Below are 16,013 nucleotides of genomic sequence, written 5' to 3' on the forward strand. Positions count from 1 at the left end.
CTCAATTATTTTTTATAGCTAAAATCTCCTTGCATTAAGGGGTTTTTAGCTTTTTTATTGTGCTACGTTGATTAGGTTCATTATTCATAGAAACAGAACGTCTACATCTAAATTTATATAATCCTGAGATAATTATTTCATGAATTACTTGTTCCGGAGTCCATCCTAAATGTAAAAAGCCGTGTAAAAAAGGACTATCTTTGGTCATTCCTGGAATAGGATTAACTTCGGAAAGCCAAAAATTTCCTTCATGATCCAAAAAGAAATCTATTCTACAAGAACCTTGACCTCGTAGCACGCGGTATACTTTTTTTGCCAATTCTTTGACTGTGGTTTTTTCTTCCAAAGATAAATCCGGATGGTAATTTATTTGCGCCCTGTCCCTATTATTTAAACCATATTTGGTTTCATAATCGATAAATTGTCGTGATCCACGTTCATGAGGCTCTGTCATATAATAGCAAGTACTCGCGTCCCCTATACAAGAGATTTCAATTTCTCGAGATCCCAACCGACTTTCTTCGACAAACACATCGGTATCATATAAAAAAGCTTCAGAAATTTTCTCATGAAGTTCTTGTTCATTATGAACCTCAAAGATTCCCAAACTTGATCCTAAATGCACTGTCTTGACAAACATGGGAAAAGTAAACGTAGTCAAGAGATTCTGAAGACATAATTCGGGAGAGCGTTTCCAAGCTCGTAAGGTTAATGTTTGATAAGGGACTACTGGAACACCGACTGAAGAGGCAATAAGCTTAGTCATAACTTTATCCATACCTATAGAGGCACAGAGAAGAGAAGGTCCTCCATAGGGTTTCCCAAGCATTTCTACGAAACCTTGAAGAGTTCCATCTTCTCCAAAAGGGCCGTGTAAAATAGGAAAAACAAACTCCGTATCATTCAGCGCACTGGCAATCTCTTCTGAGAGAATAGAAGAAAAAACACCTTGACCACTGTATAGAACATCATGTAGATGATCGACTTTTTTCCAAAGCCCTTGACGATTGATAATAAAATAGCTCACGTCATAATGCTCAGAAGAAAAATATGAAGCTACGTTCTTAGCAGAAAGTAGAGAAATATCATGTTCATACGATTGCCCTCCACAGATAATACCTACAGACAGCTTTTTAGGTTCAAAATCTTGTAAAGCATTCCCTATAGCATCAATGTTTCCTGCACCTAGTGCTAGGCAAACATCATGAACACAAATATTTTGTTTCAGGTAACTCACAATATGATCATAAGGGATATAATAACATTGTACATGTGACAACTTAGAGATCATAGAAGCTATCTTTTCAATATCAGGCAAAGTTACGGGAGTTTCTCCAGCACTATAGACATCAGTAAGTATCACTTCATCAGCATCGCGAAACGCAACATAAAAATCCTCTAAACATGCATATAATCGTGAAAACCTATGTGGCTGACATATAGCAAGAATCCGCCGAGATCCGATAGCATCTCGCACTCCCCGTAACGTACACATAATCTCTCGGGGATGATGAGCATAATCTTCAAGAAACAAAAACTTTTCTGAGTGATTTTTTCTCTCCAAACGCCTCTGAATACCTGAAAAATTCTTCAATCCTGCACGGATATGACCTTCATCTATACCCAATGTTAATGCCATCCCCATAGCAACTGCAGCATTCGCTACATTATGCTTACCTACAAGCCAGACACGGATATCGTGATATTCTTTACCTAAAAATTTTATTGAAAATACGGATTGCCATCCCTGCTGACTAAATGAAGAAATGTAAAGGTCATCTTTCTCAGAAAATCCATAGGAAACTCCTTGAATCCGTGCACGTAGCTCGGAGCAATCACTGGAATAAAAACAATAGCGAGGGTCAGGGACTTTTCTAGCAAATTCTTCCAAAGAATCGACTAATTTCCTCCGATCATTTTCGAAATTATTTAAATGCTCATTATCCACATTGGTAATCACAACAGCTGATGGAGAATAATTTCGCAAAGAACCATCACTCTCATCCGCTTCTGCTATAAAATATTTCGTATGTCCTGCATATCCATTCAAAGACTCAGCATTTAGGCCCCCAATAGCATAGGAAGGGTCTTGATTTGCTGTTTTCAAAATGGCAGTGATTAATGAAGATACGGTTGTTTTCCCGTGACTACCGGAAATCAGAATACTCGTATGATTTTCCATTAATTGTGCCAATAATACAGAACGATGAATCAAAGGAATCCGTAAAGACTTTGCTTCCTGATATTCTACATTATCATCTGCAATCCCTGAGCTATAGACTACATAACCCTTTTTAGGAACATGATTCTTATCGTGCCCCAAGAAGCATGTTGCTCCTTTAGATCTTAAAGTATCTATAATTACACTCGTGCGTACGTCACTTCCAGAAACACAATGCCCTCGATCTAACAGAATATGCGCTAAGGCACTCATTCCTATTCCACCAATACCGATAAAATGGTAATGGACTGTATTCATAGCCTACCTTGATAAGCATTCGCAAATAAATTGATAAAAAGACTTCGGAGACTTTCTTTGATAATACTGTTGAAGTGCTTCTCGCCTATTCTTCATCATTTTAGAATCTAGAGCAAGGAAAATATGTTCCTCTAGAAGTTCCTGTGAAAGATATTTCTCCAAAATCATTGACCCTCCGCCTACTTGATAAACAAAAAATTTAGCATTTTCTTCTTGATGTCTATAAGCTCCAGGATAAGGAATCAGTATAGCAGGAACTTTTGCCCACAGAATTTCATCTAAAATCGTTGCTCCTGCACGACCAATCACAAGATCTGCGGAAAGCAAAACATCCAGCATATTGTCTTCAAAAGACTTCACACAACAGGCGACTCTTCCTTGAGTATACACATTCTGTATGGAACCAATATCTCCTTGAGGTCCAACAATATGATGCACATACATATGGGGATAGCTTTTAGCAACAGAGACCAAAGCATCAGGAACTTGAAAATTCAATCTTCTTGCTCCTTGTGATCCACCTACAACACAAATAATTGGAGAGTAGTTAGGTAGACTATCGGCAAGAGGATACTTAGAGGAAACAGCACGCTTAGGCAAAGTGACTTCTTGAGCAAAGCCTGAAAACTGTTTTATTACTGGAGAAAACGTAACTCCAATTCCTTTCGCTACGGGGGCAAATACTCGATTTATCCTCCCAGGCAATAAATTTTGTTCATGTAGAACTATAGGGATTCTCTTTCTTAATGCAGCAAGTAATATAGGAAGAGAATGGTAACTTCCAAAGCCTATAACAAGATTAGGAGAAAATCTTTTTAACTCCTCTTTTGCTTTCTTATATCCTCTATATAAAGAACGTAAACTTCTTAAAGAATGTATTGGCCGTACGAGTGTGGGCAAGCCCGAAGGGATTTCTTTATAATTTATCGTACACCCCAGAAGGCTCGGATGATTTTGTAATCCCTTACCTAATAATATAACCTCTATTCCGTGTTCACGCAAGGCTTTGCTTGCAGAAAGAGCAGGAACAATATGCCCTCCCGACCCTCCTGCTGCAAGAACTACTTTACTGATTTCCTTCATCACCTACTCTTAATAGCAAAGTCACACCACACATATTGGCAATCAATGAGGACCCTCCTTGACTAAAAAAGGGAAGGTTTACTCCCTTACTAGGCAATAGTCCTGATACGACACCTAAATTCATAAAAGCTTGCATGCCAATAATCACCGTAATAGCTATTGCTAATGACGCACTCTCTAAAGAAGAAGCTTTCATAGCGATGGTATAACCACTATAGACAAAACACATATACAATAAGATTAATAACAACATCCCGATAAAGCCAAACTCTTCAGCATAAATAGCAGCAATATAATCATTTTGTGCCTCAGGAAGATAGGTAAGTTTTTGTAAACTAGCTCCCGGCCCTTTACCTAACAATCCTCCCGACCCTGCTGCAATTTTTGCTTGATATGGCTGATGTCCTCGACCTTTAATATCCAATTCAGGATGCAAATAAACATTCAAGCGATGACGTACATAAGGCATACGATAAGCAAAAGCTCCACCTAAAATAAGAATACAGGTCAGAGGAAGCAACCAATAGTGCAAACGCACAGAAGTCATAATAAACACAGGAATTAAGGAAAAAGCAATCACTGCAGCAGAGCCATTATCAGGTTCTATGACAATAAGAAAAATAGGAAGAAACAATACAGCTGTTAGCTTTAAAAAGAGTAGGAAGTTTTTCCGATATTGAGGACGAGAAACAAGATAGTCAATAGCAACGCAGGGAACAAGATATTTCACAAATTCAGAAGGTTGTAATGTTAACTGTCCTATGCCCAACCAACGTCGTGCTCCATTTCTACATATACCCACACCAGGGATAAGTACAATAACCAGAGCCAACCCAGCAACTAGTAAAAGAGAAGGACTAATTTTAAGAAAATCTCTCCACCCTGTCATGTATACTATAGTTGAAAGACCTAGTCCTAAGACAAGATAGATAATCTGACGAATTAATGCTTTATGAGTACTACAAGAAAGAGAACGATCTAAGATTTCTGCAGAAGAGGTATCAAACACCATAATAAGCCCTAAGAAAAAAATACCCAATAAACACGAAACAATAAACCACTTCATAGGGCTTGGGTCCTTTTCATTATCTTATACGTAATTGATCTCCTGGGCGTAAACGACGTGCTTTTTGTTCATCAAGATCATTCATCCTTAATAGATCTTCTAAACGGATTCCATTACGTAAAGCTATGGTCCAGGGACTATCTCCTTCTTGAACAGTATAAAAGTCATCAGCCAAAGCTATTCTTGCTTTTTTTGCCTCTTCTTGTTTATCTGATACAGGAACTTTGATGACCTGGCCAATCTTTAATTGTGTTGAAGACAAGTCATTCAACTGCATTAACACACTGACTGTAGTGTGGTTTGCCTTGGCAATTCTCTCCAAAAAATCTCCTTTCTTCACAATAACTGTTGTATAAGCTTCTTTGTTAGGCTGCGTCTTAGGTTCAGTGGGTGTAGAGACTTCTGTAGCCGATGGCTGGGATAGTGATTTAAGAGTTGTAACAGGTTGTGGGGTAGTTTTTACAATAAGCTCTTTTTCTGCAAAATCTGAGGCTAATTCTTCTTTGGATATCTTTTGTGGAACAACAACAGATTTCTCAATGTTCTCTACTTTCTCCTGCTTTTTATTTACAATCGTCGTTGCCGGTACGGCTTCAATTATTTTAGGGGGTAAATTAAGAAGCAGACTATCCGTATGCTTCTTATCCGTCTGCTTTGCTGTAACAAAGAGAACAACAACTAACGCAGCATTAACTAGTGTTGCAATAATAATCGTATCTCTACGGTTCATATTCTAATGCCTCCACATCACCAACTAATTGCTTGAAAACATTCCCTCGTTCTTCAAAGCTTTTAAACTGATCAAAACTTGCACAACCAGGAGATAATAAAATCACATCTCCAGGTTGAGCTACTCTTTGAGCTAAAGTTACAGCTTCTTGTAGATCTTGGGCTTGAGTTAAAGGAAGAGTATCAGACAAAGCTTGTGCTATTTCCTCTCGACATTCCCCCATAGCCACAACATATTTTGCTGCTTGAGTTAGTATGGGGATGAGGGAAGTGAAATCACTGCCTTTATTCCTTCCACCTAAAATAACAATGACATTTTCTTTAACAACTATAAGAGCCTTTTCTACAGCGCTCATTGTCGTAGCTTTACTATCATTGATATAACGCACGCCATTTTTTTCTCCTAGATATTCTATCCTATGGGCAGGCTTTTCAAAAGTACGCACAGCACTCAAAAATGCCTCCGGAGTTACACGCACGATTTCACTAGCTAATACATAAGCAGCAAAATAATTGTTCCTATCATGCAAGTATATTGGTTTTAATGCACTTTCTTTATCTAAAACTTCTTGAATTCCTTGCGTGTATTCTACATAAGATTTCCCCTCAGAGACATTTTCTCCAACCCATAAAGATGCAGAATTCTGCAAACAGTAAATAATATTGTTTTTTGCTTCACTATACGCTTGCATAGTTTGATGATAATCTAAATGATTAGGGAAAATATTGAGAATCACCCCTCCAGATAACACAGGAATCACCATCTCCTGTCCCTCTAGCTGAAATGAACTCATTTCTACAACACGTATACTGGGATACTGCATAGCTTGAAGTATTGGTATACCAATATTCCCCATAGCATGAGCAGGAAGTCCTAAAATACGAAATAAATGGACAAGAAATAAAGATGTTGTCGTTTTCCCATTAGAACCTGTAATTCCTAGAGAAGGGTATTTATTGAATTCTGCATCTTGAAAGGCAAGTTGTATATCAGAAAGAATAGGAATCTGCCTACGCCTAGCTTCAACTATCCAAGGATGGGACATCTTAATCCCTGGAGAGCGTATACAAAGATCTACATGCTCAGGGAAATCGTCACTAGAATCACAATAACGCTCATGCAAAAACAAACACTTAGCTAAAGCGCATGTATCTTTGTCAACTCCCAGAACGTAGTCACCTCGATTATAAAGAAATTCTGCTACTGATTTCCCTGTAACACCGCCAGCACCTAAAATAACGACTCGTTGATGATTCATATCATTATCCTAAAATAGCGCCTGCAATTCCCAACACCATACAGAGGAATCCAGCCAACCAAAAATTTCTCACAACTATTTTTTCCGATATTCCTTGATATTCATAATGATGGTGTAAGGGAGAGCAGAAGAAAATACGCTTCTTTCTTAAACGACAACTTAGAACTTGCAAAATAACGGAGCCAGCTTCAGCAACAAATACCCCACCACACAAAATTAAAAAAAGCTCCAAACGTAATATAACAGCACAGCTACCTAATATCCCTCCAATTAGAAGAGACCCCGTATCTCCCATAAATACTTTTGCTGGAAGAAGATTATATTTTAAAAATGCTAAGCATGCTCCTATTAAAGCAGCGAGAATTACAGCAATGTTGGCAGTTAGAAGAGAAGATGTACGCAGAACAGCAATCACTAAACAGCCAAAAGCAGCCATACTTACTGTTCCCGCTGCTAATCCGTCCAAACCATCAGTAAGATTTACGGCATTACTTGTCCCTACAATAGCAAGAATAGCCAAAGAAAAGCACAAACACTTCCCTAGAAAAGAACTTCCCAAAGATATCACACCATAAAAAGGCACATGCAACGTGTAAAACTTACTCGGTTCATCATAAACATATAGGACAACACTTACAGTAATCGCAGCTATGAGTAATTGCGTAATCAATTTTTGTTGTGCTGTAACACCATGACCTTTTTTTTGCCTTTTTTTTACTATATCATCGTACCAACCTAAGCTTCCCCAGCTTCCAATTAAAAATACAAAAAGCCATGTCGTCGGATAACTTAAAGGGAGCCATAGAAAAACTGCTGTAAGCAAAACGAGAACAAAAAGTATGCCTCCTGCTGTGGGAGTGCTAGCTTTCTCATAATGAAGAGCTTCTAATTTTTCACAATAAGCTTTCTGTAGTTGATTATAATGATTTTGTGCTCTTAGCCACTGAATCATAGGATACCCTAGAATCAGCCCTTGAGCTACAGCAACACTAAAAACTAAAATTAAAAATAAGCTCAAAACATTATAAAAACACGAAAACACAAAGTCCATAATATGCAGACAATACAATTAAAAACAGCTTAATAAAGATTCCAAAGCTAAAGAACGCGATCCTTTCAATAAGACAACATCCCCTTGCTGGACAACACTCTTTAAGGCTTTCTCAATGTCTTTAGCTGAAGGATAAAAAGAAGCATCACACGAGCTATTTTTAACAAGATATTGTGTAGGGAGCCATTTTTCTCCAATAAAGAAAATAATATTCGCTTTTGACAAAGCTTTTTCTGCTACAACTAGATGACCTTCTTCAGAATAACTTCCTAGCTCTGCCATATGTCCGAGAATAAGAACGACTTTTTTTCCTTCTGGAGGATGAGGAAGAGCATCTAAGGCAGCTAACATGGCCTCAGGGCAAGCATTATACGCATCATTAATTACCTGAATACCGTTGCGCGTACTCTGCTCAAAGCGCATGGGAGGAAGCTGCAAAGAAGGGAAAGAGTGCTCGATCCTATCCGTAGGAATATCTAATAACCATGCCAGAGAAAAAGCGATTAATAAATTACTATACGCAGGCTTATAGGGAAGAGAAATAGCAAATTCACTATCCCCTTCCGGAGTATGAATAACTACGTGATCCTCACCAAGAAATTTATAATAAAAATCCGCAGTCTCGTCATAAAAAGCAAACGAGAATTTCTCTGAAAAAGAAGATTGCTTGATAAAATAAGGATACCATGGAGAGTCCTTAGGGAAAAGCTGAATACGGCTTTTATGTAGAATACGGCTTTTTTCTTCAACAATACCTCGTATTCCTTCATTAGAGAAATGCATAGTATGTTGATCTGCTATATGCGTAATAATTGCGATTTCCGGCTCTACAATAGAAAGAAGATCCCGCATATTATTGGGTTCAGAAACTCCCATTTCTAAAATAAGAAAATCTTCATCTCCATCAGAAAGAAGCAAACTCAGGGGTACTGTTAATTGCGAATTATAACTCTTAGGACTCGCGTACACCTTATACATTGAGGAAAGAAATGTTTGGGCAAACACCTTTGTTGTGGTTTTCCCAAGAGAACCTGTAATCCCTATAATCGTTCCTTGGAATAAATGCCCTTGGTTTTCTCCTGCCTCCCTTAAAGCTTCTGTAGTATCATCTACAACAATCAAATCCAAGCCAAAAGCATTCCCTTGATAATCTCTAGAAACAACAGCAGCTACGGCTCCTGCGCGGGCAGCATCATGCAAAAATCGATGACCGTCAGTACACTTTCCAGTTAATGCAAAAAATACATCTCCCGGACGTACTTGACGACTATCAATAGCTACGCCAGAAATTTTTTTCCCTGATCTGGGGAATTTAGCATCGGATAACATTAACGATACCCAATCTTCTAATAAGATAGATCGCATAGCGTTGCCTTAATTCTTTTGCTTAAACTTATGCCAGCAGACACCCGAAGGAAATGCATTTTTCCAAATAAACCTAAGAGCACGTCAAATATTCTATTCATAAATATAAAGAAATACCCTACATCAATGCAAGTAAGGTTGTCGAAGACCAAGATTTCCTACTGACTAGAAAATCATCTTTTGCTTAAACTAAAGCTGCTTGTCTTTTTTGGTGGCATAGCCAAGCGGTAAGGCCGAGGCCTGCAAAGCCTCTATCCCCGGTTCGATTCCGGGTGCCACCTTTTCATCTTCACCTAAGGTATTGTATACTAAAAAATGACTTGATAGTGTGGAAATTTCCCAAGAGTTTCCGGAGGCTATCCATGTTCGACAAGGAAAAATTACTGTATAATCCAGATAAAAGACTTTTCCTTGGAATAGATAAAATCTTTCACTTACTTAAGGATCATTACGGTCCTGATCTAAACTCTCCTCTAGGAAATACAAGCTGCGCTCTCATAGATAAAACTATATTATCAGATCCTTACGAAAATATCGGTGTTGATTTTACAAAAATCCTATCAAATAAAATCTATAAGAAATATCACGATGGGATTACTACTGGGATTCTCTTACTCTATGCTCTTCTTAAAAATAGCTATTGCGTATGCCACCAAGAACTATCCCCCTATCAGCTGAGCATTGCGTTAAAGAAAATGGGGAAGAAGCTGCTATCTGCTTTAAGAAACCAGTCCTTACCTTTAAAAGATAAAACAAAAGCAAAAAATATTATTTTTTCTGCTGTACCAGACCTAGAGATAGCTACAGAAATATCAGAAGCATTTTCCCAAGTAGGATCTGATGGATTCATCTTTGTATCTCATCAGGAATCTACAGCCATGCAAATCACGCAAGGCTTACATATTCCTCATGGCTATATCGTTCCCTATTTTCTTATGCAGTCCCCACCGCGTTCTTTTGTACTTTCACAACCTCGGATTTTCGTCACCGATAAAAAGATTACGACAATTCTGCACTTCCTTCCCTTACTCCAAGAGTTGAGCGAACATCATGAATCTTTACTTCTTGTGTGCCAAGATATTGATCCCAATGTTCTTTCAACACTTACTTTAAATAGGCTAGAAGGACTCTTACATATTGTTGTTGTCCGTATTCCTACAACGTGCTCGGAAGCAAACTCCTTCTTTGAAGATATTAGCTTATTTACAGGAACCAATGTATTTTCTCATTCTATCTCTCCCAATGGACCTACGCCAGAACGCTCATCCTTAGGCTCTTGTGATTTTGTAGAAATCTCTGAGAAACATACGATGCTTATGCATGGCAAAGGTGTGTCAGAATTTCTTAAACTTAAAATTCATCAAATAGACAAGGAAATTCATACCAATAGCTGCCAAATGAGAAAAACGGAGCTTATACAAAGGAAACGAAGATTACAAAGTTCCGTAGCTATCCTTCCTATTAAAGAAACTCTTGCACTTCCCTACTCTATAGCCTTATCGACACTAACTTCTGCTATAGAATCAGGATATATTCCCGGAGGAGGAGCGGGCATATTCTATGCCGCCTTACAACTAAATCATGAACAAGAACTTTCTGAAGAAGAAAAGGCTGCGAGAACAATTTTGCAAACAAGTTCGCTTACACTTATGGAACAACTAGCAAATGCCGTTCAATTAGATGGGAAAGCAATTACAGAAAAACTGATTTCCTTAGAAACACCTAGTTTAGGAATTAACGTACTCTCGAGACAAATAGAAGATCTCATCGCCTCAGGAGTTTTAGACCCTTTAGGAAAAATAGAAGACATCTTCTCATTTGCATTGGAAACAGCAATAACTATATTATTAACAAAAGGAGTTATTCACGCTCCGCGGTAATTCCTATCCTTGTCTAGGGGAGCTACGCAAGCTCACAACAGCTAAGCACGCTTTAACTCCAACTGTCCGTGAAGGAATACATAACTTTATGTTGTCTTGTACGTGATAGGCTATTTTCACAAAAAAACGTGTAAATTTTGCGAAACAATAATACAAAATGAAGTAGGGACAGCAACAACGGCTTAGGTGGAGAGAACTCCATAGAAGGTTTCCCGTTTAAGGAGAAGAAAACATGTATAATAAACCGTATGGAGCACACCGTCTTCTTCATATTTCTGATATACATTTTACTGTTTTTCCCAAAAATCCTTTAACTCTTACAAATAAAAGATTTAAAGGTCTACTTCGTCAAGTTTTTGGTTGTGTACATTTTCAAGCGAAAGCAATTGCGCAAGGCTTTCCCATTTTAGCTCAACAATTACAGGCAAATAGTATTTGTATTACAGGAGACTTTTCTCTCACTGCCTTGGATAAAGAATTTGCATTAGCTAAGCAATTTGTCCATACATTAGCACACCATGTACCTGTGTACGTCCTTCCTGGGAATCATGATGTCTACACCCAGCATTCTCTAATTCAGCAAACATTTTACCAGTATTTCCCGAATACACCATTACAAAATACAGGTATTTCCTTTCATAAACTTTTCGATCACTGGTGGTTAGTTTTATTAGATTGCTCTTGTTTAAATGGCTGGTTTGCAGCTAATGGCATGATAAAATCCTCCCAAATTTCTATACTAGAGAACTTCATTCTTAGCCTTCCTCAAGATAATATTATTATTGCTAATCATTATCCTCTGCTATCTACAGCGAAACCTACTCATGACCTAATCAACAATAGAAGTTTACAACACACATTAAAAAAATATTCTAATGTGCATTTGTATCTACATGGTCATGACCATCAAGCTGCTATGTATCACAATAAAGACTCTGCCCCCTACTTGATTTTAAATAGTGGTTCTATTTCTCTTCCTTCAAATGCTTGCTTTCATATTATTGATTTATATCCGCAAGGTTATCGTATTTATACAGCAACAATCACAAACCTTACGACCGGAGAACCTTTTGAAATTTCTGTAGTAGAAGCGCACGTAGAATAAAGGCAATGTACAAGGGGAGATCAAGGCGTGTAATTTACACGCCTTCTTCATAAATTTTTTCCGCAATAGCTCTGAGTACATCAGGAGTATCGAGAACTTCGCTAGGAGAAACAGCTCGCGTAGACTCGGGAAGAGCAATTAATTTTTCTACCCATACCCGACGTTTTTTCTGTTCCTCAAGAGCAACAGCTTTATCACGCATTTTTTTTAACAACTCTGCTTCTACAGACAGCTCTTTTATTTTTTTTGCTTTCATATTGTAGAAATTAGAGGAAGCGTTCTTTTTATACAACAGAACTTAGACGCGCACCAACTCATTTAGACACACGAGAATCATAACTTCCTGTGCGTGTGTCAATTCTAACAACTTCACCCTCGTCAATGAAAATAGGAACCATCACCTTAGCTCCGGTATTAGTCACTGCGGGTTTTAGTACTCTTCCTGATGCGGTATCACCACGTACACCGGGCACTGTTTCTGTAATCGTGAGTTCCATAAAAATCGGGGGTTCTACAGCAATGACATTCCCGTTATATAAAACTAATGTGTAGATAGTATCTTCTAACAACCATGGCCGGATATTTTCTATCTTATCCCAGAAGATGACTTCCTGTTCGAAAGTTTCATCATCCATGAATGTAGCTCCTTCCTGATCAGAATAGAGAAAACGCATGGGTTTCTCACGAACATCAGCAGTTTCTACAGACTCTCCTGATTTAAAAGTCTTTTCAATAACTCGCCCTGTTAAAAAATTTTTTACTTTAATCCTATTAAAAGCTTGACCCTTTCCTGGTTTTACAAAATCATTCTGTAAAATCAAATAGGGCTGTCCATCAATTTCTATTCTTAATCCTACACGAAAATCACTAGTACTTATACGAACCATAGCTACTAATCTTTAAAATTCTCTTCTCTATGTTATCGCGGACTCCTATCCTTTGTCCAGAAGAATGTCTTAACTACAACCTGCATAAATAAAAATGATGTGCAAAATAAATCTATAAAATTTTCTAGACACGAATACCACAAGTAATTATGGATCTAAGCAAAATGGAGTTCACAAGGCAACAACATGTCAGATACAGATAAACAAATTAATGAAAAAAAAATTGCTCAGGACATGTTAGAGAGGTATTCTGGATCAGCGATTGAAGAATTTTGTCCCTACTTACTCCTAACCAATTTTGCACACTACACCCATGTGTTTGCAGAAACATATCAAGTTCCTATTTCTAAAGGTTCCATGTTTTCAGCTGCTCATGCACCCCAAATTAATATCTCTATTTTAGATTTTAAATTAGGATCTCCCGGTGCTGCTTTAACCATGGATTTATGTTCTTTTCTTCCTAATGCAAAAGCTGCAGTTATGTTAGGCATGTGTGGGGGCTTGCGTTCACATTATCAAGTTGGAGACTATTTTGTCCCCATAGCTAGCATCAGAGGAGAAGGCACCTCGGATATTTACTTCCCTCCGGAAGTCCCCGCGTTAGCCAATTTTATTGTACAGAAAACAATTTCTGAAGTCTTAGAAGAAAGAAAAGCAAGCTATCATATTGGTATTACGCAAACAACAAATATCCGTTTTTGGGAGTTTAATACAGAATTTCGAAAAAAATTATATGAAAATAAAGCACAAACTATAGAAATGGAATGCGCAACGCTATTTTCTGCGGGCTACAGAAGAAATTTACCTATAGGAGCTTTACTTATCATCTCAGACTTACCTTTACGCAAAGAGGGCATAAAAACCAAAAAAAGCGGAAAATTTGTATTAGATACCTTTACTCACGACCATATTGATGTCGGAGTAAAAGTTGTTTCAAAACTCAATTTCGTCCTAAAAAATCGTGTAAAATCAAAAGGACTACCCCATATGGAACCTGGAGAATCCGATGATATTATGCCTCCAGGTTCAGGAATCTCAGATCAAGACTACTGAGAGAGTATCCTTTGCACTACACAGTCCGTAGTAAATCCACAAGCTTCTGTAACATCGGCGGGAGTTCCAGAATACCCAAATCTATCCATAGCAATTGCTAGGCCATCCGTTCCAATATACTTATGCCAACCTAATGCGGATCCTGCTTCTATAGATACGCGAAGCCCTAAATCTCCCCCAATTACGCTAGAACGATACTCAGCATCCTGTTTTTCAAACAACTCCCAACAGGGGAAAGAGACAACACGAATATTTTTATCTAAATACATCAGTTCCTTAGCTACATTTAAAGCTAAATGAAGTTCCGAACCTGTAGCAAATAAAGTATAGTCCAGGGGAACTCCCGGAGTCTCAGACAATACAATATACGCCCCACGCCCTACACCTTCTTCATAGGCAACTTTTGTTTGAGATAGAGTAGGAAGATTTTGACGAGAAAGAATTAAAGCCGTGGGTCCCATATAGTGCAAAGCTGCACGCCAGGCCCCCTTAACTTCATTAGCATCTCCAGGTCGGAGCACTTGTAAACCCGGGATCATTCTTAAGGACATAACCTGTTCAATAGGCTGATGGGTGGGTCCATCTTCACCTACAGCAATTGAATCATGAGTAAACTGATAAATCACAGGCAATTTCGCTAATGCAGCCAAGCGAATAGCATTTCTCAAGTAATCAGAAAAGACTAAAAATGTTCCACAGAAAGGACGAAATATTTGAGAATAAGCTAAGCCATTAGTAATCGCCCCCATACCAAATTCACGAACACCGTATTTAATATTCCTTCCTGAGAAATCTTGACGACTAATTTCCTTAGCATCGGCTATCCAGGTCCCATCAGAACTAGATAGATCCGCCGATCCTCCAATTAAAAAAGGAATATGCTGAGCTAAGTTCTGAATTACCTTATTAGATGCTGCGCGACCCGCTATGATCTCTGGCATGTCTACGCTTTCAAGAATAGTTTCAAGTTGCTCTGAAACTATGGGTGCTTTAAGTGAAAGAAATTCTTGATGCAGTTCGGGAAATTGCCGGGACCACACATAGAAATTATCTTGCCATGCTTCCTGCAACTTACGATCTTTCTGTAGTTTCTGTGAAAAGAATGCTTTGACCGCAGGAGATACAAAAAACTTTTCATCGGGCAAATGCCAAAAACGTTTTGTTTGCTCAACACCACTTTCTCCTAGAGGAGAACCGTGTGCTTTATGACTCCCCTCCTTAGGAGAACCATGACCTATAATAGTATGAGCAATAACTAAGACGGGGCGTTGTTGGGATTGTTTGATTTTAGTAAATGTTTCATGCATCCCTAAAAAATCATAACCATCAATTTCAAAAACTTCCCACCCATAGGATTCAAAACGTTTTTTTACGTCTTCACAACTAACCTCTCCTAAAAATCCGTCTAAAACAATATTATTATAATCATAAATGACTACAAGATTATCTAAACTCAAAGCACCTGCAAAACTGCAAGATTCATGGCTTACTCCCTCCATCATGCAGCCATCACCAGCTAAACAATAGACTTTACCATTAAAAATTTCATATTCTGGTCGATTAAATCGCACCGCGAGCATCTTCATAGATAATGCCATGCCCACAGCATTACCAACTCCCTGCCCTAAAGGACCTGTAGTTGCCTCAACACCACTAGTTTCTCCAAATTCAGGATGCCCCGGAGTACGTGAATGTAGCTGACGGAACTGTTGCAAATCTTCCAAGGATACATCATATCCTGCAAGGTGTAAGCATGCATATAATAAAGCAGATCCATGCCCCGCAGATAGAACAAAACGGTCTCTATTAATCCATAGAGGATCTTTGGGGTTATGTTTTAGCAGATAGCCATAGAGGTAAGCCGCAAGCTCCGCGCAACCTAAAGGCAAACCAGGATGTCCTGAACCCGCTTTTTGGATCATCTCTATACTCAATTGTTTTAGAGTTCCAGCTATCTTTTCTAAGATATCTACATCTACTCCCTTATTCATTTTTCAGACCTAAATGCACTGCGTAAAGAAGAAACTCAGAATTATAGCATGTATTATCAAAAAAG

General features: G+C 38.3%; 12 protein-coding genes, 1 tRNA gene and 1 pseudogene. 4 read left to right on the top strand and 10 right to left on the bottom strand.

Annotated features, from left to right (window positions below; translation table 11 throughout):
• Positions 1-34 precede the first annotated feature (34 nt).
• The 7 genes and pseudogenes from M787_RS01120 to M787_RS01150 all read right to left on the bottom strand — a co-directional run bounded on the left by M787_RS01120 (position 35) and on the right by M787_RS01150 (position 9,032).
• A complete protein-coding gene (locus M787_RS01120; RefSeq protein ID WP_021828628.1) occupies positions 35-2,479 on the bottom strand; it encodes a bifunctional UDP-N-acetylmuramate--L-alanine ligase/D-alanine--D-alanine ligase in 2,445 nt (814 codons plus the stop codon).
• Between the two features lie 3 nt (positions 2,480-2,482).
• A complete protein-coding gene (gene murG, locus M787_RS01125; protein ID WP_223200922.1) occupies positions 2,483-3,565 on the bottom strand; it encodes an undecaprenyldiphospho-muramoylpentapeptide beta-N-acetylglucosaminyltransferase in 1,083 nt (360 codons plus the stop codon).
• A pseudogene (gene ftsW / locus M787_RS01130) lies at positions 3,549-4,628 on the bottom strand (putative lipid II flippase FtsW); the annotation flags it as partial. The gene murG and the pseudogene ftsW, both read right to left, overlap by 17 nt.
• A gap of 19 nt (positions 4,629-4,647) precedes the next feature.
• Entirely contained in the window at positions 4,648-5,358 is a 711-nt protein-coding gene (locus tag M787_RS01135; RefSeq protein ID WP_021828631.1) for a LysM peptidoglycan-binding domain-containing protein, read from the bottom strand.
• Positions 5,348-6,616: a UDP-N-acetylmuramoyl-L-alanine--D-glutamate ligase gene (gene murD / locus M787_RS01140; RefSeq protein ID WP_021828632.1), complete on the bottom strand. Its 1,269-nt coding sequence runs from the start codon at positions 6,614-6,616 to the stop codon at positions 5,348-5,350. The genes M787_RS01135 and murD overlap by 11 nt, the downstream gene beginning before the upstream one ends.
• Before the next feature lie 4 nt (positions 6,617-6,620).
• Positions 6,621-7,667 (bottom strand): phospho-N-acetylmuramoyl-pentapeptide-transferase, encoded by a 1,047-nt coding sequence (mraY, locus tag M787_RS01145; RefSeq protein ID WP_021828633.1) that lies wholly within the window; start codon positions 7,665-7,667, stop codon positions 6,621-6,623.
• An 18-nt stretch (positions 7,668-7,685) separates the two neighbouring features.
• Positions 7,686-9,032, bottom strand: coding sequence for a UDP-N-acetylmuramoyl-tripeptide--D-alanyl-D-alanine ligase (locus M787_RS01150; protein ID WP_021828634.1), 1,347 nt, complete (start codon positions 9,030-9,032; stop codon positions 7,686-7,688).
• A 210-nt stretch (positions 9,033-9,242) separates the two neighbouring features.
• Here M787_RS01150 and M787_RS01155 point away from each other — a divergent pair.
• From M787_RS01155 to M787_RS01165, 3 genes are all read left to right on the top strand, one after another.
• Positions 9,243-9,313 (top strand) — tRNA-Cys (locus M787_RS01155).
• An 81-nt stretch (positions 9,314-9,394) separates the two neighbouring features.
• Entirely contained in the window at positions 9,395-10,912 is a 1,518-nt protein-coding gene (gene groEL3, locus M787_RS01160) for a variant chaperonin GroEL3 (RefSeq protein WP_021828635.1), read from the top strand.
• 232 nt (positions 10,913-11,144) lie between these two features.
• Positions 11,145-12,017, top strand: coding sequence for a metallophosphoesterase family protein (locus M787_RS01165; RefSeq protein ID WP_021828636.1), 873 nt, complete (start codon positions 11,145-11,147; stop codon positions 12,015-12,017).
• A gap of 34 nt (positions 12,018-12,051) precedes the next feature.
• Here the strand turns inward: M787_RS01165 and M787_RS01170 are convergent, their stop codons facing one another.
• Together M787_RS01170 and efp are read right to left on the bottom strand one after the other, a co-directional pair.
• Positions 12,052-12,273, bottom strand: coding sequence for a hypothetical protein (locus tag M787_RS01170; protein WP_021828637.1), 222 nt, complete (start codon positions 12,271-12,273; stop codon positions 12,052-12,054).
• A 58-nt stretch (positions 12,274-12,331) separates the two neighbouring features.
• Positions 12,332-12,904 (bottom strand): elongation factor P, encoded by a 573-nt coding sequence (gene efp / locus M787_RS01175; protein WP_021828638.1) that lies wholly within the window; start codon positions 12,902-12,904, stop codon positions 12,332-12,334.
• Positions 12,905-13,090: 186 nt separating this feature from the next.
• On the opposite strand from efp, the gene M787_RS01180 reads away from it, so the two are divergent.
• Positions 13,091-13,957: an AMP nucleosidase gene (locus M787_RS01180; RefSeq protein WP_021828639.1), complete on the top strand. Its 867-nt coding sequence runs from the start codon at positions 13,091-13,093 to the stop codon at positions 13,955-13,957.
• On the opposite strand, the gene tkt is transcribed toward M787_RS01180, so the two are convergent.
• The gene (tkt, locus tag M787_RS01185; RefSeq protein WP_021828640.1) at positions 13,951-15,948 is read right to left on the bottom strand and encodes a transketolase; all 1,998 of its coding nucleotides are present in this window, start codon (positions 15,946-15,948) and stop codon (positions 13,951-13,953) included. The genes M787_RS01180 and tkt overlap by 7 nt on opposite strands.
• Positions 15,949-16,013: the final 65 nt, after the last annotated feature.

Source organism: Chlamydia gallinacea 08-1274/3 (assembly GCF_000471025.2).
Taxonomy (GTDB): Bacteria; Chlamydiota; Chlamydiia; order Chlamydiales; family Chlamydiaceae; genus Chlamydia; species Chlamydia gallinacea.